This window comes from Kitasatospora sp. NPDC002965, from assembly GCF_040611255.1.
Taxonomy (GTDB): Bacteria; Actinomycetota; Actinomycetes; order Streptomycetales; family Streptomycetaceae; genus Kitasatospora.
This window is the reverse complement of the sequence record NZ_JBEXNT010000054.1, coordinates 27460-48763: the sequence shown is the minus strand read 5'-3', so window position 1 is coordinate 48763 and position 21304 is coordinate 27460. Positions and strand designations below refer to the sequence as shown.

15 protein-coding genes are annotated in these 21304 nt (G+C 73.6%); 3 read left to right on the top strand and 12 right to left on the bottom strand.

Annotated features, from left to right (window positions below; genetic code table 11):
* Window positions 1-55: 55 nt before the first annotated feature.
* From ABZY91_RS21490 to asnB, 7 genes are all read right to left on the bottom strand, one after another.
* On the bottom strand, window positions 56-1081 hold the full coding sequence (locus ABZY91_RS21490) for a 6-phosphofructokinase (protein ID WP_329885025.1): 1026 nt from the start codon (window positions 1079-1081) through the stop codon (window positions 56-58).
* Window positions 1082-1440: 359 nt separating this feature from the next.
* Window positions 1441-2169, bottom strand: a complete 729-nt coding sequence (locus ABZY91_RS21485) for a glutamine amidotransferase (RefSeq protein WP_329885026.1) — start codon at window positions 2167-2169, stop codon at window positions 1441-1443.
* Window positions 2170-2221: 52 nt separating this feature from the next.
* Window positions 2222-3484, bottom strand: a complete 1263-nt coding sequence (locus tag ABZY91_RS21480) for a MurT ligase domain-containing protein (RefSeq protein WP_329885027.1) — start codon at window positions 3482-3484, stop codon at window positions 2222-2224.
* A gap of 471 nt (window positions 3485-3955) precedes the next feature.
* Window positions 3956-5407 (bottom strand): GNAT family N-acetyltransferase, encoded by a 1452-nt coding sequence (locus ABZY91_RS21475; protein ID WP_355404459.1) that lies wholly within the window; start codon window positions 5405-5407, stop codon window positions 3956-3958.
* Window positions 5408-5463: 56 nt separating this feature from the next.
* Window positions 5464-6963: a pyridoxal-dependent decarboxylase gene (locus ABZY91_RS21470; RefSeq protein WP_329885029.1), complete on the bottom strand. Its 1500-nt coding sequence runs from the start codon at window positions 6961-6963 to the stop codon at window positions 5464-5466.
* A gap of 146 nt (window positions 6964-7109) precedes the next feature.
* A complete protein-coding gene (locus tag ABZY91_RS21465; protein WP_355404456.1) occupies window positions 7110-8240 on the bottom strand; it encodes a hypothetical protein in 1131 nt (376 codons plus the stop codon).
* Between the two features lie 303 nt (window positions 8241-8543).
* A complete protein-coding gene (asnB, locus tag ABZY91_RS21460; RefSeq protein ID WP_355404454.1) occupies window positions 8544-10394 on the bottom strand; it encodes an asparagine synthase (glutamine-hydrolyzing) in 1851 nt (616 codons plus the stop codon).
* A gap of 316 nt (window positions 10395-10710) precedes the next feature.
* Here asnB and ABZY91_RS21455 point away from each other — a divergent pair, with 316 nt between their 5' ends.
* The 3 genes from ABZY91_RS21455 (at window position 10711) to ABZY91_RS21445 (ending at window position 13487) form a co-directional block, all read left to right on the top strand.
* Entirely contained in the window at window positions 10711-10995 is a 285-nt protein-coding gene (locus tag ABZY91_RS21455; protein WP_355404452.1) for a hypothetical protein, read from the top strand.
* A 138-nt stretch (window positions 10996-11133) separates the two neighbouring features.
* Window positions 11134-12960, top strand: a complete 1827-nt coding sequence (gene glmS, locus ABZY91_RS21450; protein WP_329885032.1) for a glutamine--fructose-6-phosphate transaminase (isomerizing) — start codon at window positions 11134-11136, stop codon at window positions 12958-12960.
* Window positions 12961-13283: 323 nt separating this feature from the next.
* Complete coding sequence (locus ABZY91_RS21445; RefSeq protein WP_042388274.1) at window positions 13284-13487, top strand: cold-shock protein; 204 nt, start codon at window positions 13284-13286, stop codon at window positions 13485-13487.
* A 91-nt stretch (window positions 13488-13578) separates the two neighbouring features.
* Here the strand turns inward: ABZY91_RS21445 and ABZY91_RS21440 are convergent, their stop codons facing one another.
* From ABZY91_RS21440 to ABZY91_RS21420, 5 genes are all read right to left on the bottom strand, one after another.
* The gene (locus tag ABZY91_RS21440) at window positions 13579-15225 is read right to left on the bottom strand and encodes an amidohydrolase (RefSeq protein ID WP_355404449.1); all 1647 of its coding nucleotides are present in this window, start codon (window positions 15223-15225) and stop codon (window positions 13579-13581) included.
* On the bottom strand, window positions 15222-16667 hold the full coding sequence (locus ABZY91_RS21435; protein ID WP_355404446.1) for an APC family permease: 1446 nt from the start codon (window positions 16665-16667) through the stop codon (window positions 15222-15224). Before ABZY91_RS21435 ends, ABZY91_RS21440 begins: the two co-directional genes overlap by 4 nt.
* Before the next feature lie 115 nt (window positions 16668-16782).
* Complete coding sequence (locus ABZY91_RS21430) at window positions 16783-17727, bottom strand: Lrp/AsnC family transcriptional regulator (RefSeq protein ID WP_355404443.1); 945 nt, start codon at window positions 17725-17727, stop codon at window positions 16783-16785.
* Window positions 17728-17869: 142 nt separating this feature from the next.
* The gene (locus ABZY91_RS21425; protein WP_355404441.1) at window positions 17870-19048 is read right to left on the bottom strand and encodes a serine hydrolase domain-containing protein; all 1179 of its coding nucleotides are present in this window, start codon (window positions 19046-19048) and stop codon (window positions 17870-17872) included.
* A 223-nt stretch (window positions 19049-19271) separates the two neighbouring features.
* Window positions 19272-21062 carry a glycoside hydrolase family 35 protein gene (locus tag ABZY91_RS21420; protein WP_355404439.1) on the bottom strand — a complete coding sequence of 597 codons (1791 nt, stop codon included), beginning with the start codon at window positions 21060-21062 and terminating at the stop codon, window positions 19272-19274.
* Window positions 21063-21304: the final 242 nt, after the last annotated feature.

Genomic DNA, 21304 nt, shown 5'->3' with positions numbered 1-21304 from the left:
CACTCGGGGGCCGGGGCACCGGTCCGCGGGCGGAGCGGCCGGACGGGCGGAGCGGTCAGATGACCGTCTCGGCCTCCAGGTAGCGGTCGGCCGGCACGGTCTTCAGCTCGGCGACCGCCTCGCCCAGCGGCACCAGGTTGATGCTGGTGCCCTGGAGGGCGGTGATGTGCCCGAACGCGCCCTTGTGCACGGCCTCGATCGCGTGCCAGCCGAAGCGGGTGGCGAGCACCCGGTCGTACGCGGTCGGGGTGCCGCCGCGCTGGGTGTGGCCGAGGATCACCGGGCGGGCCTCCTTGCCGAGCCGGTGCTCCAGCTCGCGGGAGAGCTGGGTGGCGATCCCGGTGAACCGCTCGTGGCCGTAGATGTCACGACTGCCCTCCTCCCAGTGCATGGTGCCGGCCTCGGGCTTGGCGCCCTCGGCGCAGACCACGATGGCGAACTTCTTCTGCCGGTCGAAGCGCTCGCGGACGACCGCGGTCAGCTTGTCGATGTGGAACGGGCGCTCCGGGACGACGATCGCGTGCGCGCCGGCCGCCATGCCCGCGTTGAGCGCGATCCAGCCGGTGTGCCGGCCCATGACCTCGACCACCATGACGCGCTGGTGCGACTCGGCGGTGGTCTTCAGCCGGTCCAGCGCCTCGGTGGCGACCGAGACGGCGGTGTCGAAACCGAAGGTGACGTCGGTGCAGGCGATGTCGTTGTCGATGGTCTTCGGCACGCCCACGATCGGCAGGCCCGCGTCGCTCATCAGCTTGGCGGCCTTCAGGGTGCCCTCGCCGCCGATGGGGATCACCGCGTCCAGGCCGAGGTCCGCGCAGTACTGCTTGGCGCGCTCGACGCCGTCGCGCAGGTGGCTCGGCTGCACCCGGGAGGAACCGAGGATCGTGCCGCCCTGGGCGAGGATGCCGCTCACCGAGTCGAGGGTCAGGGGACGGTGGTGGCCCTCAAGGAAACCGCGCCAGCCGTCCTCGAACCCGATGATCTCGTCGCCGTGGTCGACCACCCCCCGGTGGACCACGGATCGGATCACCGCGTTCAGGCCGGGGCAGTCACCGCCGCTGGTCAGCACTCCAATACGCATTGCTTTGCAACTCCCGAGCAGAACCGAGGAACGGCCGGACTACAGGCTGGTACGACGAACCGCCACCGTAACCGCCGCCTCCCACGCCGGATCGACGGGGAGATGGCCGTGGGGTGAAGGACCGGCCGATCCGGACAGAACATCCGAAACCGGCCGTGCAGTCGAGCATACGACCCCTGCGTCCGGCCGGGCAGGAGCCGACGCGGGAGCGGCGCCGTCGGCGCCCCCGCGCGGAAGTGCAGCCTGCTGCCGAGGAGGGTGTGCAGCCGGCAGCCCCATTGTCGTACGTTCGGGCCCGCCTGTGGACCGGGTGCCCGCATGGCGGGCACCCGGTCCGTCGCGAACGGACCGTGGACGTACTACGCGGGGCGCGAAGTGGCCGCGATGCGCTCGGTGCGCAGCGCGTCGTACCAGGTGGTGTCGGCCGGCGGCAGGGCGTTGACGTCCAGTGCCAGCTTGATCAGCATGTCCGCGACGGCGGGGTTCCGCGCCATCACGGGGCCGTGCAGGTAGGTGCCGAAGACGGTGTCCCGCCAGGCGCCCTCGGTGCCGTCACCGGTGCCGTTGCCCCGGCCCGCGGTGACCCGGGCCAGCGGCTGGACGCCCTGGCCGAGGTGGGTGACGCCCTGGTGGTTCTCGAACCCGGTCAGCTGCGGCAGTCCGAGCCGCGGGTCCACGTCGGCGAGCACGTCGCCGACGCACCGGGCGCCCTCGCCGCGGGCGGTCCAGACGTCGAGCAGGCCGAGGCCCGGCTCGCGCTGCCCCAGGTCGTTGACGAACTCGTGGCCGAGGATCTGGTAGCCGGCGCAGACGGCGAAGATGATCGCGCCGTTCTCCGAGGCCCGGACCAGGCCGCTGTCGTTGCGCAGCCGCTCGGCGGCCAGTCGCTGCGGTCGGTCCTCGCCGCCGCCGATCAGGTAGATGTCCCCGCTGGTGGGGACCGCCTGGTCGGAGCGGACGTCGATCCGGGTCACGTTGAGGTGGCGCTGGCGGGCCCGGCGCTCCACGACCAGGGCGTTGCCCCGGTCGCCGTACGTGCTGAGCAGGTCCGGGTAGACCCAGACCACGCGCAGGCTGCTCTCACTCATCCTCGAAGGCCTTCCGTGCGTGACGTGCGTGCTGTGGGCTGCTGGACCGGCATCAGCCGGCCACGACCTTCCGCAGCTGCTGGAAGGCGGTGTAGTTGGCGATCGCCTCGATCCGGCCGGGCGGGGCCATCCGGACGGCCTGCTCCAGCGAGTCCACCACGTGGAACTGCAGCCCGGCGACCTCCAGGCGGACGGCCAGGTCCAGCTTGCGCTGGCCCATCACGAACACCGGGTGCCCCGCGAGGCGCTCGTAGTCGACGTCCCAGAGCCAGGAGGTGTCGGTGCCGTCCGCGTCGAGCGCGTTGACGGAGAGGATGACCGGCGCGGGCGGGCCGTCGATCAGCGAGAACGTCTCCAGCCAGCCGGCCGGGTTCTTGGCCAGCAGGAGCCTGATGTCGCGGCCCTGGTACTGGACGACGTCGTAGCGGCCGGCCACCGCGGTGACGGACTGCATCCGCTCCAGCGCGACCTGCGGGGAGACGCCGAAGACGGCGGCGACGGCGGCCGAGCTGGTGGCGTTGGCGAGGTTCGCCCGGCCGGGCAGCTGGAGCCGGATCGGCCAGGCGCCGCGCTGCGGGTCGATGACGTGGGTGCCCTGGAGCGCCCAGTGCGGGTTGGGTCGCCGGAAGCCGCACTCCTGGCAGAACCAGTCGTCGCCGGGGCGCTGCATCACGCCGCCGCAGGCGGGGCAGGACCAGGCGTCCTCCTTCCACGCCTGTCCGGCGGCCACCCAGACCACCTTCTTGCAGGAGGACGCGGCCCAGGTCACCAGCGGGTCGTCCGCGTTGGCGATCACCACGGCCTCGGTGTCCTGCAGCCCCTCGCGCCACTTCTCGGCCATCATCCGCGTCTCGGCGGCACGGTCGAGCTGGTCGCGGGAGAGGTTGAGCAGGGCGATGGCCTTGGGACGGGTGTCCCGGGCGACACCGGCCAGGTACTTCTCGTCGACCTCGATGACGCCGAAGCGGGCCTCCGAGCCGCCGGCCAGGGCGGAGGTGATGCCGGCCGGCATGTTGGCGCCCAGAGCGTTGGAGACCACCGGGCCGGCGGCGCGCAGCGCCTCGGCGATCAGCCGGGTGGTGGTGGTCTTGCCGTTGGTGGCGCTGACCAGGACCACGTCCAGGTGGTCGGCGAGGGTGGCGAGCAGATCGGGGTCGAGCCTCAGCGCGATCTTGCCGCCGATCACCGAGCCGCTGCCTCGGCCCGCCTTCTGGGAGAGGGCGGCGGCCACCTTGCCGGCCGTGACCGCGATCTTGGCGCGGGCGGGCAGCGAGGCGTCGCGTGCGCCTGTGGGCTCCGATTCGGTGCCTGCCATGCTCAGTGGTTCCTCCTTGCTGCGGCACCGCCCGGGACCGGACAACGGGTCGTCGGGCGGCGGGGACGGGATCAGCCTACCGACTCCGCCACCCGGGTCGGTGCTCCGGACCCCGCGCCGCCTGCTGCGACGCCCCCGGAGGACCCGGTCGGGACGTCCTGACGCGACGTCAGGGTCGACGGTGTACGGAGGGGCCGTTCGCCGTCGGGGACGCGGTTCCCGGGCCCGGCGGTTCCCGGGCGTCCGGTGGCCGGGCACGACCGCCCCGGGCCGGACGGCGGGGGTGCCGTCCGGCCCGGGGCGGGTGTGGTCCTTGGTGAGGATGTGGTGAAAAAATGACCTTCCGATGACCGCTTGGGCGCCGGATCCGCGCACCGGGACCGGCGCTCCGGCCCGTCCGGGCGCGGGTCCGGCGGAACGGGCGGCCCCGTCCCACCGCCCCGTCCTACCGTCCAGCCCTCCTGTCCAGCCCTACCGCCCCGGCCTGGTCTGCCAGGGCACCGGAAGCTCCTCGGCGGCCTCCGCCAGGTGCGCGGTGATCACCAGGGTGCCCTCGTCGACCTGGTAGTCCAGCGGCGCCGCCAGCTTGCGCATGGTGGCGATCAGCCCGGTGTTGGAGGAGTGCGTGACGGCGTACACCGTCTCCACCCCGGCCTCCAGCGCCAGCGCCGACATCCGCCGCATCAGGTCCAGGCCCAGCCCGCGCCGCTGCCAGGCGTCCTCGACCAGCACGGCCACCTCGGCGCTGTCGTCGTCCCACATCAGGTGCCCGAGGGCGACGATCCGCCCGTCCGCCGACTCCACCGCCAGCGTCTGGCCGTGCCGGGGGTCCAGCAGGTGGTCCAGGTAGCGGTCGGCGTCCCGGACCGGTCCGTGGTACCGCTTGCGCAGGGTGTCGGGGGAGCAGCGGTGGTGCATCGCCAGCGCCGCCGCCTTGTCGTCGGCGTCCGCGCGCCGCACGGTCACGTCGGCTCCGGTCGGCACGGTGAGCCGGGCCCGGACGTCCGGCACCCGGGGGCCGAGCAGGGTGTCCAGCTCGACCAGGGCCTGGGCCCGGGCGAACTCGGTCGGGGTGAACGGCAGGTGCGGGCGGGTGAGCTCGATCAGGTCCCCGGACGGCACCGGCAGGCGCATCACGTGCCCGTCCACCCCGGCGGGTGACCGTTCGGCCGCCCGCGGGTACTGCCGGATGCTGCACTGCCCGAACAGCTGCCGCAGCGCGATCGGCAGCTCGGCCGCGTCCAGCGCGGTCCGGGTGGCCAGCGCCAGCACGTGGGTGGGGACGTCCACCAGGTCGTGCGCGTCCGCCGGGCCCGTCCAGATGTCGTGCCCGCCGGCCGCCGCGACGAGGGCGACCAGCTCGGTGCGGCCCAGTGAGCGCGGCGCGCGGACGAAGAACTCGTCGACGGCCCCGGTCGGCAGGGGGTGGGACTGCATCGAGACGATGTTCACCTGCCGCCCGGCGAAGGCCGTGCACACCCGCGCCAGGCTGCCGGGGGAGTCCTGCACCGTGGTGCGGACCCGCCAGAGCGCCGTCTCCTCGAAGTCGTGCAGCGGGCCCCGCAGGGGGTCTCCCGCCGGTCCCGCCAGGGATCCCGTCGCCTGCCCGGCCGTTGCCCGCGGAGGCGCGGGCGCGTCCGGCGCCGGTGGGCCGTGCAGGTGGTGACGGTGCGACCACCAGGTGTGGAACAGCGCCGTGGCGAGCAGGACGACCGCCGAGGCGGCGAGCATCACCGGGCCGTCCGGGCCGTTCAGCACGAACTTGGCGACCAGGTCGGCGGCGGTCACCGAGAGGAAGACGGCGGCGAGTTCCACCGTGTCGCGGCGCCAGCGGTGCGTGCGGGCGCCGCGCCGTTGGGCACGGGAGGGGGTCGGGTTCCGGTCCTGGGCGATGTCGGTCGTCAGCTGCTCCGTGTGCTCCATGCCATCAATCTGCCGCCTGGGTGTTTCACGGTCACGAATCCCCCGTGACCTGACGGTTAATGGTGCCGACCGACCGTCTCACGGGCGGCGGCCCGGACCTCGTCGAGGAGCAGGAGCAGGTCCTCCTCCGTGGTGCCCGCGTTGAGGAGGCAGGCGCGGAGCATCTCGCGCTCGCCGAGGCGCGCGCCGGTGACGAAGACCCGGCCGCGCCGCTGAACGGCGGCCGGCAACCGGTGGTTGAGCTCGTCGAGCGCGGCCTCGTCCAGCCCCGGGGGGCGGAGGCGGAACGCCACGATCGACGTCTGCACCTCGGCCAGTAGCTCGAACTCCTCGTCCGCCGCGACCAGTTCGCCGAGCCGCCGGGCCAGGGCGGTGCACCGGGCGATGTCCGCGGCCACGCCGTCGCGGCCCCGGTGGGCGATGGTCGCCCACACCTTGAGCGCGCGGAACGGGCGGGTCTGCTCGGTGCCGTACTCGGAGAACCAGCCGAGCTCGCCGGCCGCCTCGTCCCGCAGGTAGGAGGGGACGAGGCTGAAGGCGGCGCGGAGCTCGTCGGTGTCGCGGACCAGCGCGCAGCCGCAGTCGACCGGGACGCCGAGCCACTTGTGCGGGTCGAGGGCGAGCGAGTCGGCCCGCTCCAACCCCGCGTAGCGGTGCGCGATCGCCGGGTCGAGCACGCCGAACGCGCCGTACGCGCCGTCCACGTGCAGCCAGAGGCGCTCCTCGGCACAGAGGTCGGCGATCGGCTCGAAGGCGTCCACCGCGCCGGTGCCGACCGTCCCGGCGGAGGCCACCACCAGGAACGGCAGCAGCCCGGCGGCCCGGTCGCGGGCGACGGCGGCCCGCAGGTCGGCGATGTCCAGCAGGCCGTCCGGGCCGGTGGCCACGGTCCGCAGGTGCCGGCTGCCGAGGCCGAGCAGCTCGGCGGCCTTGCGGACGCACGAGTGGGTCTCGCCGGTGACGTAGCCGACCAGCGGGGGCATCCCGGCCAGTCCGTCCGCGCGGACGTCCCGGCCCGCCTCGCGGGCGGCCCGGTTGCGGGCCGCGGCCAGGCAGACGATGGTCGCCATCGACGTGCCGGAGGTGAGCAGCCCGCCGCCGGCCGGGTGCGGGAACCCGACCAGCTCGGCTATCCAGCGCACCACGGCCCGCTCCAGGTGGACGTCGGCGTGGTCGCCGCCGGCGGAGCTGGGGTTCATCGCCGCGGCGGCGAAGGTGGCGAGCACGCCGGCCGGGGCCGGGGCCGAGTTGACCCAGCCGAAGAACCGCGGGTTCCCGTTGCCCATCGGGTACGGCAGCACGTCCCGGCCGACGTCCGCCAGCAGCTCGGCCAGCGGACGCCCGTCCCGCGGCAGCGGGGCGTCCAGCAGGGTGCGGCGGGCGTCGTCGTCCATCGGCTGCCAGACCGGGCGGCCGGGCAGTTCGGCGAGGTGGTCGGCGACGAGGTCGGCGGCGGTGTGGGCGGCGGCGCGGAAGTCCTCGGGGGTCACGGCGGTGCTCCAGCGGGTGGGGGAGGAGGCCTGGTGGCGCGGCGTCCTCGGCGCACCTGGGATCAACGGGCCGATCGTACGAGAAAGGCCCGCGCCGTGCGGCGCGGGCCCACCACCTGGGACGGAACGGTTCCGCCGGGCCGGCGGGGCACCGGGTCGGCGGGTCAGGGAGCACCGGGTCGGCGGATCGGCCGGCCGAACCGGCGACCCGGTCAGTCGAGCGAGGAGGAGAGCCCGCCCGCGGAGCGGCAGTAGCCCTGCATCTCCGAGCTGGTGATCTTGGCGCAGAGCCGCCCGGCCGCACCGCCGTCCGTGTAGTTGACCGTGTAGTAACTGACCAGGCCCTCGGCGCAGGCCTTGCGCTGCCAGCCGTCGGCGGCGGTGGCGCACTGCTGGGCGGCCCAGTCCTCGCGGTCCAGGTTGTACTTCATGGTCCGCGAGCCCACCCCCCGGCTGCAGTCCACCGACCCGCCGCTCGCCTTGCCGTTGAGGCACCACTTCAGCGCCTCGGCGTAGACCTCGGGGTGGTTCGGGTAGTCGTGCGAGGAGAGGTAGAAGGTCGGCGCGTAGAAGAAGCAGGCCGACTGGAACAGCGAGGGCTGCTCCTTGCACGGGTAGAGCGGGTCCTGGGCGATCTTGTCGGCGGGCAGGTTCGCCTTCGCCTTCTCGTCCTCCTCGTCCGGGCCGAAGAGCTGCATGAACAGGCCCTCCGAGCAGCGGATCCGGTTCTGGTCGGTGGGGAACTTGTTGCACAGGTCCCGCGCCTTGGCCACGTCCTGCTTGGCGACGAACATGGTGCCGTGACCGACGCCGTGGATGCACGGGCCGCTGTTCTTGGGCGCGCAGAGCTTGAGCAGGTCCGTCTCGGGCTGGGCGGAGGCGTTCAGCATCTCCTCGACGGCGCCGTGCAGGTAGCCCGCGGCGCAGGTCTCGTGCGGGAAGGAGATGACCTTCTGGAAGTCGGCGTCGAAGCGCTTGACCGCCGCGTGCCCGAGCTCGTGGGCGATCGGGTGGCAGAACCGGACGGTGTACGGCAACTGCTTGGTGATCCTGTCCAGGTCGGCCAGCGCGACCCCGGGATCGGTGGACTCCATCTCGGCCATCAGCTTGTTGCGCAGCGTCGAGCGGGTCCACACCGCCGGGTCCCCGGTCGGGGTCGCGCTCACGGCCGGCTGCGCGGTGCCGGCGGGCGCGGCGCCCGCCGTTCCGGCGGTGCCGTCCGCGGTGTTCTCCCCGGCCGCCGCGGCGACCGGAGCGGGCGTCCAGTCGGTGACGGCCACCGACCCCAGGCCCAGGACCCCCAGCAGCAGGGCGGTGAGAATCGCGAACGCTCGCGGATGCATGGCGGAGATCCCCCGGCGGATCGAGACGGACGGGTCGCTCCCCATCCTGACGGCACGGGGGTGGGATTCCGCGTTTTCGACCGCCATTCGGGAGGTGTCGGCGACGCTATCGCACGTCCGGGCCGGTCGACGACGCGGGCCGCCCCCGGTCGCCGGACCGCCGGACGACCCGTCACCCGGCCCGTCCTGCGGCCTGTCGCACGGCCCGGCGCCGGCCCGTCACCCGGCCCGCCGCGCGGTTCGCCGTGAACCCGGACGGCGCAGCGGGCGAGGTACGCCGTCCGGGTGAACGCCGGCGGGCGGTCAGAGTTCGAGCGACACCTGGTACTCCGTCAACCAGGCGTTCAGGTCCAGCGCCAGATCGGCCGCCAGCCGGACCGACTGCGGATCGGTGTCCGGTGCGAGCGCGTCGGCCAGTGCCCGCCGGTCCAGCAGGTCGAGCACCGGGGCGGCGCGGTCGGAGGTCAGCTCGGCCAGTTCGCTGCGGAGCATCTCCGGGTAGTGCGGGTCCTGCACGCTCGGGTAGGGGCTCTTCATCCGGTCGGCGATCTCGTCCGGCAGCACGTTCCGGACGGCGGCGCGCAGCAGGCTCTTCTCCCGGCCGTCGAAGTGCTTCATCGACCACGGCGTGTTGAAGACGTACTGCACCAGCCGGTGGTCGCAGAACGGCACCCGCACCTCCAGCCCGTTGGCCATGCTCATCCGGTCCTTGCGGTCGAGCAGGATGCAGACGAAGCGGGTCAGGTTCAGGTACGAGATCTCCCGCATCCGCCGCTCGAACGGGTCGGCGTCCGGCAGGTGCGGGACTTCGGCGAGCGCCTCCCGGTACCGGGCGTGCCGGTAGCCGGCGAGGTCGAGCTTGCCGAGCAGCTCCCGGTCGATCAGCTGTTCGCGCGGACCGGCGCCCGTCCCGCCGAGCCTGGTCAGCGAGGCCGCCCAGGGGAAGTCGTCCGCGTTCACCGCCTGCGGGTCGTGGAACCAGCTGTAGCCGCCGAACAGCTCGTCCGCCGACTCGCCGGACAGCGCCACCGTCGACTGCCGGCGCACCTCCTTGAAGAGGAGCAGCAGCGAGGTGTCCATGTCGCCGAAGCCGCCCGGCAGGTCCCTGGCGCGCAGCGCGGCCATCCGGTGCGTCCGGTCGGTGAGTGCGGCGCTGTCCAGCTCGATCACCCGGTGGTCGGCGCCCACGTACCGGGCGAGCAGTGCGGCGTACGGGCCGTCCGGCGTGGAGCGGACCGCGTCCGCGAGGAAGTGCTCGCTCTGTCCGGCGAAGTCGACCGCGAAGGAGCGGACCGGCCCGGCGCCCGCCGCGCGCAGCGCCTTGGCGGCCAGCGCCGTGACGGCGCTGGAGTCGAGGCCGCCGGACAGCAGCGAGCAGAGCGGCACGTCCGAGTCCAGTTGGCGGTGGACGATGTCGTCGAGCAGGGCCCGGACGGTGGCGACGGTGGTGGCGAGGTCCTGGGTGTGCCGGCGCGCCTCCAGCGCCCAGTAGCGGCGGACCGTGACGCCGCTGCGCCGCACCCGGACCACGTGGCCGGGCCGCACCTCCGAGATACCGCGGTACGGGGTGAGGCCGGGGGTCCTCGTCAGGGCCAGCAGTTCGCGCAGCCCGTCCAGGTCGACCACCGCGCGCACCGAGGGGTGGGCGAACAGGGCCTTCGGCTCGGAGCCGAAGACCACGCCGTCCGGGGTGGGGTGGTAGTGCAGAGGCTTGACGCCCATCCGGTCGCGGACGAGCACCAGCTCCTCGCTGCGGGCGTCCCAGATCGCGAAGGCGAACATGCCGTTGAGCCGCTCGGCGAGGTGCTCGCCCCACTCCAGGTAGGCGTGCAGCACCACCTCGGTGTCGCTGCGGGTGCGGAACCGGTGGCCGGCCGCCTCCAGCTCGGCGCGCAGCTCGCGGTGGTTGTACACCTCTCCGCTGTACGTGAGGGCGGCCAGCGTCCGGCCGTCGTGCTCGGCCGTCATCGGCTGGACACCGCCCTCGACGTCGATCACGGCGAGGCGGCGGTGACCGAGTGCGGCGTGCCGTTCCAGGTGGACGCCGCCCGCGTCCGGGCCGCGGCAGAGCTGGGTGGCCGTCATCGTGTCGAGCACTGGCCGTTCGAGGGTGAGGTCGCGGTCGTAGGCGACCCATCCGGTGATGCCGCACATCAGCAAGCCTCCGGTTCTTCCGACACGAATCTCCGAGACGAATCCGGTGTCCTGATCCGTCTCCCCCGATGCGTAGTCGGGGAATCACGCTACGTGGTGGTACGTGCCCGCACAAGGGTGCGCGGGCGGGGCGGGCGGGCCCGCCGGGCGTCCGCCGTGCCGATCGTTCGCCTGCCCGTTCGTCCGTCCGATGCTTAGTTCGACAGGCTGGCGCGGGCCCGGATCGGGCCGGGTGGGCGTCGAACGTCGCGAGATCTGCCCGAATTCGGGCAAGATCTTTGAACTCGGCGCCGGATCCGGCCTAGGCTCCCTCTTCGTGTCCAGCTCACCCGGTCCCTCGCACCCTCACGAAGAGCTGCTCGCCCACCTCACCCGGACCAGCCCGCTCGGGCCCCGCGAGGCGGCGCGGGTGGTGGCGGAGGTGCTGGCCTACTTCTCCGAGACCACGGAGGAGTACGTCCGCCGCCGTCACGGCGAGCTCCAGGCACGCGGTCTGACCAACGAGAGGATCTTCGCCCGGCTCGCCGAGGAGCTGCCCGCCCGCCGTGTCGCGGCGCCGGGACTCTCCGCGCGGCAGCTGCGCCGGATCGTCTACGGCTGACGGACCCGTCCGAGGCCCTCCGTCCGAGGCCCTCCGTCCGAGGCCCGCCGACCGCGGTCGGCGACGGCCTCCCGGCCCGACCCTCCGGGCCCCGCCCTGCCCCCTGCCCTGCCCCCCTGTCTTCGAGGAGTCCACCCCATGTGCGGAATCGTGGCCTACATCGGTCCCAAGGACGCGACCCCCTTCCTGCTGGAGGGCCTGGCCCGGCTGGAGTACCGCGGCTACGACTCGGCGGGCGTCGCGGTCGCCGGGCGCACCGGCGGGCTCAAGGTCCGCAAGGTCAAGGGCCGGGTCGCCGACCTCGCCGCGGCCGTCCCGGCCCGCTTCAAGGGGACCACCGGCATCGGCCACACCCGCTGGGCCACCCACGGCGTGCCCAGTGACGCCAACGCCCACCCGCACCTGGACAACGCCGGGCGGATCGCCGTCGTCCACAACGGCATCATCGAGAACGCCGACGAGCTGCGGGCCAAGCTCGCCGCCGACGGCGCGGTCTTCCGCTCCGAGACCGACACCGAGGTGCTCGGCCACCTGATCGCCGCGCACGCCGCGGAGGGCGTGGAGCTGGAGGACGCCGTGCGCGCCGCCCTCGCCATGGTCGTCGGCACCTACGGCATCGCCGTCCTCGACGCCGAGCAGCCGGACCGGATCGTGGTCGCCCGCAACGGCAGCCCGATCGTGCTCGGCATCGGCGAGAAGGAGATGTTCGCCGCCTCCGACGTCTCCGCGCTCGTCCGCTACACCCGCCAGGTCGTCCACCTGGAGGACGGCGAGCTGGCCACCGTCCGCGCCGACGGCTTCCGCACGTTCACCGAGGACGCCCGCACCACCCACCGCCAGCCGTCCACCGTCGACTGGGAGATCGACTCCTACGACACCGGCGGCTTCGCGCACTTCCTGCTCAAGGAGATCCACGAGCAGCCCGGCTCGGTCGAGCGCACCCTCGGCGGCCGGCTCGACGAGCGGTTCGCCACCGCCCACCTCGGCGGCCTCAACCTCGACGCCCGGGAGCTGCGCGAGATCCGCCGGGTCAAGATCCTCGGCTGCGGCTCCGCCTACTACGCGGGCGAGATGGGGGCCCAGCTCATCGAGGAGCTCGCCCGCATCCCCGCGCACAGCGAGCCCGCCTCCGAGTTCCGCTACCGCAACCCGGTCATCGAGGCCGACACCCTCTACATCGCGGTCAGCCAGTCCGGTGAGACCTACGACACCCTCGCCGCCGTCCAGGAGGTCAAGCGCAAGGGCGGGCGGGTGCTGGGCGTCGTCAACACCGTCGGCAGCGCGATCGCCCGCGAGTGCGACGGCGGCATCTACCTGCACGCCGGTCCGGAGATCTCGGTCGCCTCGACCAAGGCGTTCACCTCCACCGTCGTGGCGTTCGCCCTGATCGCCCTGCACTTCGGCCGGATCCACGACCTCTCCCCGGCCGACGGCCGCCGTATCGTCACCGCCCTCAAGGCGCTCCCCGACCAGATCCGCGAGGTCCTCGCGCAGAGCGACGCCATCGCCGAGCTCGCCGCCGAGTACGCCGGGTCCGAGGGCATGATGTTCATCGGCCGGGTCCGCGGCTTCCCCGTCGCCCGTGAGGGCGCGCAGAAGCTCAAGGAGATCTCCTACGTCCACGCCGAGGCGTACCCGGCGAGCGAGCTCAAGCACGGTCCGCTGGCCCTGATCAGCCCCGAACTGCCCACCGTGGCCCTGGTCCCGGACGACGAGCTGCTCGACAAGAACCTCACCACGCTCGGCGAGATCAAGGCCCGCTCCGGCCGGGTGCTCGCCGTCGCGCACCGCCGCCCCGACGCGAAGCTCGCCGACCACTGCATCCTGGTGCCCAGGAGCGAGCCGGAGCTCGACCCGCTGCTCCTCAACATCCCGCTCCAGCTGCTGGCGTACCACGCCGCGGTCGCGCTGGAGCGGGACGTCGACAAGCCCCGCAACCTGGCGAAGAGCGTGACGGTGGAGTAGCCGACCGAACAGCCGGTCCGGGCCCGAACCGGGTCCGGACCGGGTCGGAGAACCCGGGACGGCGGGGCGCGGCGGAACCCGGGAAGAAAGACCCGCCGTTCCGCCCCGGGACCTGCTACAGTCGATGTCAGTTGCAGTTTCGGTTCCCATGAACTTTGTGTGCGCCTGCCGGTTGTGACCGCTGGCGCATTTTTTGTTTCTCCGGAATTTTCCTCGAATTTCTTCGGATTTTCAAGGAGTCTTCTTCTGGGTGGGTACTCATAGCGGCGACGCGGATCCTGCGAGGTGCGGGCTCCGGGAATTGCCTTTCAAGGAGAATTTTAATGGCTAATGGCACCGTGAAGTGGTTCAACGCGGAAAAGGGCTTCGGCTTCATCGAGCAGGAGGGTGGCGGCCCGGACGTCTTCGCCCACTACTCGAACATCAACGCCCAGGGCTTCCGTGAGCTGCTCGAGGGCCAGAAGGTCGAGTTCGACGTCACGCAGGGCCAGAAGGGCCCGCAGGCGGAGAACATTCGCCCGCTGTAGTACCACCCGCTGATCGGTCACCCGCCGAACAGCCAGGGCCTGCACCGCGTTCCGCGTGGTGCAGGCCCTTCGGCATGTCCGGGCCCGGGTGTCAGTCGGCGCGGTGGACGACCTCGCCGCCGACGACCGTCAGGTCGGCCCGGGCTTCCAGGAACGCCTTCGGGTCCACGGCGAAGAGGTCCTCCGAGAACAGCACCAGGTCGCCCAGCTTGCCCGGAGTGATCGAACCCAGCCGGTCCTCCAGGAAGTTCGCGTGGGCACTGCCGAGGGTGTAGCCGCGCAGGGCGTCGGCCAGCGGGACGGTCTCCTCCGGCACCCAGGGCTCCCCGCCGGCCAGCCCCTGGCGGGTGGCCGCCGTGTAGAGGCCGACCAGCGGGTCCATCTCGGCCACGTTCCAGTCGCTGGAGAAGGCCAGCACCGCGCCCGCGTCCCGCAGGCTGCGCATCGGCCACGCCTTGGACCAGCGCTGCTCGCCGACCGCCTCGGCCCAGTCGCGGCCCGGCCCGGCGATGTCGGGGGAGCAGTGCCGCGGCTGCATGCAGGCGACCACGCCGAGCCCGGCGAAGCGGGGCACGTCGGCCGGGTCGAGGCACTCGACGTGGACCACCTGGTGCCGGGCGTCCCGGGGGCCGTTCACCCGGCGGGCGTGCTCGACGGCGTCCAGGACGGTACGGATGCCCCGGTCGCCGGTGGCGTGCACGAAGGCCTGGAAGCCGGCCGCGTCGAGCCGGGTCAGCACCTCGGCGAACTCCCCGGCCGGGTAGAAGGTCTCGCCGCGGTGGCTGTGGTGGCCCGCGTACGGCTCCAGCAGGGCGGCGGTGTGCGGCTCGACCACGTCGTCGATGTACAGCTTGAGCGGCCCGACCCGGAAGCGGTCGCCGCGGTGGCGGCGGGCCGCGGCCGCGAACTCCGCGAGGTCCGCGTCGGTGGTGCCGCGGGGGTGGAACAGCGCGGCGACCAGGCGGGAGCGCAGCCGGCCCTCGGCGATGGCCCGTTCGAACAGCGCCAGGTCGTCCAGCGAGTTCTGCGGTTCGACGACGGTCGTCAGGCCGTACCGGGCGGCCAGGTCGAGGCTGGCGCAGAGCCGGCCGTACTGGCGGTCCGGCGCGGCCCAGGGGACGCCGGCGGCGCGTAGCGCCCGGTGGCCGTCGCGGGAGAGGCCGCGGACCGCGAAGTCGGTGAGGAACCCGGTGGGCTCGCCGGTGGCCGGGTCCTTCCGGACGGTGCCGAAGGCGAGCTCCTCGGTCTGCGCGGTGATGCCGAGGCGGCGCAGGGCGGCGGTGTTCAGCCAGGCGGTGTGCACGTCGTAGCTGAGGACGAAGGCCGGCCGGTCGCCGGTGAACGGGTCGAGGTCGGCGGCGGTGGGCATCCGCCCCTCGGGGACGGCGGAGTAGTCGAACGCCTCCGCCTCGATCCACTCGGCGTCGGGGTTGCGGCGCAGCCAGTCGGCGATCCGGCGGCCGATCTCGGGGAGGTCGGCGGCGCCGGCGAGCTGGACGCAGGCCGCGTCGGACCCGAGCCGGACGTGGTTGTGGCTGTCGATGAAGCCGGGCACGAGCAGCCGGCCGCGTGCGTCGACCACCTCGGTGCCGGGGCCGGTCAGGTCGCGCCAGCCGTCGCCGTCGCCGACCCAGGCGATCCGGCCGTCGCGGACGGCGACGGCCTCGGCGCGGGGGCGCCGGTCGTCGACGGTGTGGACGTGGGCGTTGTGGACGATCAGTTCGGCGGGGCGGTTCACGGGTGCTCCGGGCTGGTGGTGGTGGCGAGGGCGGGAGCGGTGCTGGTGGCGGGTGAGGGGGTGGTGGGTGACTGGTCCGCGGGGAGGCTGAGCACCCAGTGGGTACCGGTCCGCGGGCGCAGGTACGCGAACCAGTAGAGGACGCCGGCGGCCAGCACCGCGAGGGTGATCAGCAGGTCGCGCCCGGACTGCTGGGTGAGCGTGTACCCCAGGACGACGGTGGTGAGGACGGGCGCGAGCGGCCAGAGCGGCATCCGCCAGGCGTCGGTGGAGCGGTGGCGCCCGCGCCGGGCGGCGAGCGCGGCGACGCCGAGCAGCAGGTAGATCACGGCGACCACCACACCGGTGAAGCCGAGCAGCGCGTCGATCGGCACGGTCAGTGCCAGGACCGCGCCGGGCAGGCCGATGGCCAGGGTGGCGACCCAGGGCGAGCCCCAGCGCGGGTGCAGGGTGCCGAGCGCGCGGTTGACCGGGTCGGGCCAGGTGCGGTCACGGGCCGAGGCGTAGAGCACCCGGCCGTTCTGGATCACCATCACGATGACGGCGTTGAGGATCGCGGCGGCGATGCAGAGGCTCACGAAGGTGCCCACGCCGCTGCCCGCCCAGTCGTCGACCACCGCGACCAGGTCGCCCGCCGCCAGCTGGTCCGGGGAGGCGACGCCCAGACAGATCGCGACGACCGGCAGGGTGATCACCAGGACCCCGGCGAGCAGTGACCAGAGCACGGTCCGGGCGACCGAGCGGCGGGGGTCGCGCAGGTCCTCGGACAGGTAGACGGCGGTGCCGAAACCGTTGTACGTGAAGATCGCGACGGCCAGCCCGGAGATCAGCAGGCCCGCGGTGAACGGCGAGGTGCCGCCCTGGCCGTCCGGTACGACCGCGTGCACCAGGGTCGACACCGGCTGGCGGACGTGCGTCAGGCCCAGCACGGTGACGATCGCCGCGGCGAGGACCTCCAGCCCCAGGAAGACGCCGGTGATCAGCGCGTTCGACTTGATGTCCAGGACGCCGACGGCGACCGCCACGACCATCACCAGGGCGCCGGCGACGGCCGGGTCCATGGTGAGGACCGAGCCCAGGTAGCCGGCGGTGCCGAGCGCGATGATCGGTGGGATCACCAGCAGCGAGACGATCGAGATCACGAAGACCAGCCAGCCGGCCAGCCTGCCGAGCACCTGTCCGACGATCGAGTACTCGCCGCCCGCGCTGGGCACCAGAGTGCCGAGTTCGGCGTAGCAGAGGCCGACCCCGAGCGAGAGCACCGCGGCGACCAGCAGGCTGATCACCGCGCCGCTGCCCTGCGACTGGAGCAGCGGCGGCACGACGATGAAGAGCGACGACGCGGGCGTGACGCAGGACAGGGTCAGCAGGACCCCGCCGAACACGCCCAGGGAACGCGGCAGCGCCGCGACCTGGGACGGAGGGGGTGGGGAGGACGCCATCGGGGACCGGACTCTCTCGCGGGGGAAGGTGTCCGGCCATTGAAGGTTGGCGAAAAGAACGCGTCAAGGACGTGTCGGTATCGTTTCACCTGCTACTTGCGAGATGTCCGGCGGATCATTCGCGCAGTGGCGTCACGGGCGATCCGATCGCCTGGTCGATGGGTAGATCGTAGGTGTAGGACTCCTTCACGATGTCCAGGTGCACCCACGTCTCCGAGCGGGTCACGCCGGGCAGCGCGCGCACCGCCTCCAGGCCCGTGAACAGCGCGGGCCGGTCCGGCGCGTCGAGACCGCAGACCACGTCGAACCGGCCGTAGCCGGAGGCCACGTAGTTCACCCCCGGCAGCGCGGCGGCTGCCTCCGCCACCGCCCGGGCCGGCCCCCGTACGCCCAGGCCGACCCCGGCCGCCTCCCGCACCCCCAGTGCGCGCGACTCCACCAGCCCGGTCACATGGACCGCGCCCACCTCCAGCAGGCGCAGCACCCGCGCCCGGGTGGCCGGCTGGGAGAGGCCGATCCGCTCGGCCAGCGCGGTGAAACTGGCCCGCCCGTCCAGCTGCAGCATCCCGAGCAGCCGCCGGTCCGTGGTGTCCAGCTCGGGCGGCGGCCCCGCCCGGACGCCCGCCACCACGGGGGAGTAGGCGTCCCGGACCAGCTCGGCGCACCGGAACACCTCCAGCCCCCGGACGCCGGGAACCGCCCGGAGCGCCGCGAACTCACGCTCCAGCGCGCCCTCGTCGGCGACCCGGACCTCGGTGATCACGCTCTGCGGGCCGGCCGTGCAGGAGACGAAGCTGGCCGCCCGGCGCCCGGCGGCCATCGCCGCCACCGCCCGGACCGGGCCGGCCACGTCCAGTGACACGTGGGCCACCGTCTCGATGCCGGCGACCGAGGGCGGCACGATCCCGACGATCCGCACCTCGCCCCGCTGGAGCAGCCGCTGCACCCGGGCCCGGGCCGCCTCGCGCGAGATGCCGAGCAGCTCCGACAGCCGTTGGTAGCTGACCCTGCCGTCCCGCTGCAGCTCGTGGACGAGGGCGGCGTCGGTCGTGTCGAGCACGCGGGGCTCCTGGGGACGGGGCGGGGGAGTCCCGGCAATCTACCCCGACCGCCCGCGGAGCCCGGCCCGCCCCGGCCCCGGCCGCCCCCCGGCCCCGGCTCGTCCGCCCCGGCCCGTCCGCTCGCCCCGGCCGGCCCGCAGGTCAGCCGGCCGTGCCGCTGCGCGCGGCGTCGGTCCGGGAGACCGCCGCGGCCCGTACGGCCGCTGCGGCCAGGCGGTGGTTCTCGGCAGCACCGCCGCCGCCACCGGCGCTGAAGCTGCGGCGGGTGTAGCTGTAGGCGACACCGCTGCGCGGGTCGGCGAACGACTGGGCGCCCACCGCGCCGCTGTGCCCGAAGGCCTCCGGCCCGAGGAACGCGTAGCGGGAGCTCTGGGCCTCGAAGCCGAGGCCGAAGTGGTCCTGCTCGCCCGTCACCAGGTCGGTGCCGCGGGTGCGGACCGGACCGAACTCGGCGATCGTCGCGGCCGTGAGCAGGGGCGGACGCCCGTCCAGGCCGTGCGCCGCCGCCGCGTACATCGCCGCCAGCCCGCGCGCGTTGCCCACCCCGCCGGAGGAGGCCGGGCCCTGGGCGCGGACCGAGCGGGTGTTGGCGAACTCCACCAGATCGGTGGGCGGGTCGGCGTTCAGGTTGAAGGCGATCCCGGTGATGCTGTCGGGCGCGGGCCCGTCGGCCTGCCGCCCCGGGGCCGGACGGGCCGGCCGCACCGGCAGGTAGCGCGGTTCCAGCTCGGCGGGCAGCCCGAGATGGAAGTCCAGCCCGAACGGCGCCCTGACCCGCTCCTCGAACAGCTCCTGGAGCGAACGGCCGGTCCGTCGGCGGACCACCTCGCCGGTCAGCGCGCCGATCACGAAGGCGTGGTAGCCGTAGGCGGTACCGGGCTCCCAGAACGGCTTCTGGCGCGCCAGCCGTTCGGCGAGCCGGCGGTCGTCCGCCAGCTCCTCGGAGGTGAACCCGCCGTCGACGCCGATCAGTCCCGCCCGGTGTTCCAGCAGCTGCCGCAAGGTGATTCCGGCCTTGCCCTCGGCGGCGAACTCCGGCCACTCCCGGGCCACTTCCTCGTCGAGGTGCAGCACGCCCTCCTGCACGAGCAGCGCCACCAGCAGGTGCGCCGCGCCCTTGGCCGAGGAGTAGAGGGCGAACAGCGAATCGCCGGACACCCCCTCGCCGGCCCAGAGGTCCACCACCCGCCGTCCGTCCAGGTGGACGGCCAGCTGTGCGCCGCCGCCCTCCGGCTCCTCGGCGACGACGGCGGCGAACTCCGCCCGTACCTCCTCGAAGCCGGGCGCGACGCTCCCGCTCACACCGGTGCTGCTGGACATGGTTCCCCCTCGGACGGCGACCGCAGGCCGTGATCACCGGCCTGCCGCTCCGTCAACCACGGCGGGGGTGGAGTGATTCCGGGGCGGACGGGGAGATTCCGCGCCGTCCGGCCGCCCCGGGGCCGACGGCGCGGCCCGCGGGTCGGCCTGGAGGTCGGGGCCGAGGGCGGCCGGACGCGGACCGCACCCGGCCGACCCTCGGCGACCCCGGCGGGGCCGGGGGTCAGTAGTCGGCGCTGGGGGCGCGGGTGGTGTCGCCGAGGTCGGGCCGGTCGCGGAGCTCCAGGACCTCGCCGTGACGGTCGAATTCGAGGACGACCAGGGTGTTGCGGCCGGCGCGCCAGAGCGGGCCGGGGGCGTAGAGGGTGCGCTGCGGCCCCTCGTGGGTGTAGCGGCCGAGAAGGAAGCCGTTGAGCCAGAGGAGGCCCCGGCCCCAGGCGGGGAGCGCGACGAAGGCGTCGGCCGGGGCTTCGAGGTCGGTCTCGAAGCGGTGGAAGGCGGGGTCGCCGTCGTCCACCCCGGTGGTCCCGTCGAAGACCAGGGCGTCGAGGTCGGTGAGCGGCAGCGGGCGGATCTCCCAGCCGAAGAGCCGCTGCCGGTCGTGCGAGACGCCGCGGCCGATGCCCTTGCGGTCGTCCATCTGGGGGCCGTAGTTGGTCCGGCCGAGGGCCTCGACCAGGATGTCCAGGGTCACGCCGGCCGGGCCGGTCTCCAGCGGGACGGTCTCGCCCGGGGTGTTGCGGTCCAGGACGCCGATCGGGCGGCCGTCGGCGAAGACCTGGGCGCGGTCGCCGATGCCGTCGATGCGCAACGGCATGGCGGGCCGCGGACCGGGGACGTGGGTGCGGTAGTGGATCAGTCCGAGGGACTGGCCGACGTTCTCCATCGGCTCGGGCGCGGTCCGGCGCACCGGGGCGGAGAGCGCGTCGAGGGAGTCCAGCAGGCGGGCCCGGCCGGTCGGACGGTCGAGCTGGCGTGGCGTCAGGCGGGCCGGGAGCTCGGGGAGTTCACCCTCGGGCAGTGGCACGTACCGGCCGATCACGGCGCGCAGGGCGTGGAACTTCTCCGTGAGCTCGCCCGCCTCGCCGATCGGCGCGTCGTAGTCGTAGCTGGTGACCGTCGGCTCGTACCCGGAGTCGTACGGGTTCGCGCCCGAGTGGTTGGCACCGGCCCAGAAGCCGAAGTTGGTGCCGCCGTGCGCCATGTAGAGGTTGACCGAGGCGCCGGTGGCGAGCAGTTCGTCCAGGGAGCGGGCGGACTCCTCGGCGTCCCGGACGTGGTGCGGCTCGCCGGTCCGGTCGAACCAGCCGATCCAGAACTCCATCGCGGCGAGCGGGCCCTTGGGCTGCTGGCGGCGGAGCACCTCGAACCGCTCGGGGGCCCGGGAGCCGAAGGTGGCCGTGGCGAGCAGGCCGGGGATCGCGCCGCCCTGCTGCATGTAGTCCTCGGAGCCGTCCGTGGTGAACAGCAGGCAGTCCACGCCGCGCGTGACCAGGCCGTCCCGCAGGTGCGCCAGGTAGGCGGCGTCGTTGCCGTAGCTGCCGTACTCGTTCTCGACCTGGACCGCGACCACCGGGCCGCCCCGGCCGGCGAGCAGGGGCAGCAACTCGGGTGCCAGGGCGTCGAACCAGCCGTCCACCTCGGCCAGGAAGGCCGGGTCGGAGCTGCGCAGCCGCATCCCGCCGGCGGCGAGCAGCCGGGCCGGCAGACCGCCGAACTCCCACTCGGCGCAGATGTACGGGCCGGGGCGGAGGATGACGTCCAGGTCGCGCGTCTGCGCCAGCCGGACGAACCGGGCGATGTCCCGCCAGCCGGTGAAGTCCACCTCGCCCGAGGGGAGCTCGTGGAAGTTCCAGGGGATGTAGGTGTCCACGGTGTTCGCACCGAGGGCACGCAGTCTGCGCAGCCGGTCGTCCCAGAGGTCCGGGTGGACGCGGAAGTAGTGCAGGGCACCGGAAACGATGCGGTGCGGCGCGCCGTCGCGGCGGAATCCGGTGTCGTCGTAGTCGAGCATGCGGTGACCAGCTTTCGATGGTGCGCGGGCTGCCGGGCGGCGCCGGCTGTCGGTCCTGGGCAGTCGGAGGGCCGAACGGGTGGTGCGGCGCGATCGTGCCCGGAGCGGATCTCCGGTCGGCCGCCGCGAAGCCGCCCCGCCCTTCGGGCTTCTCCCCCCGTCTGCCCCGGCAGTCGCTCGTGACACCCCCTGTGGGGCACCCCCCTGGGACACCTCTCGTGGGGGTGTCCCACGGGGCCCGC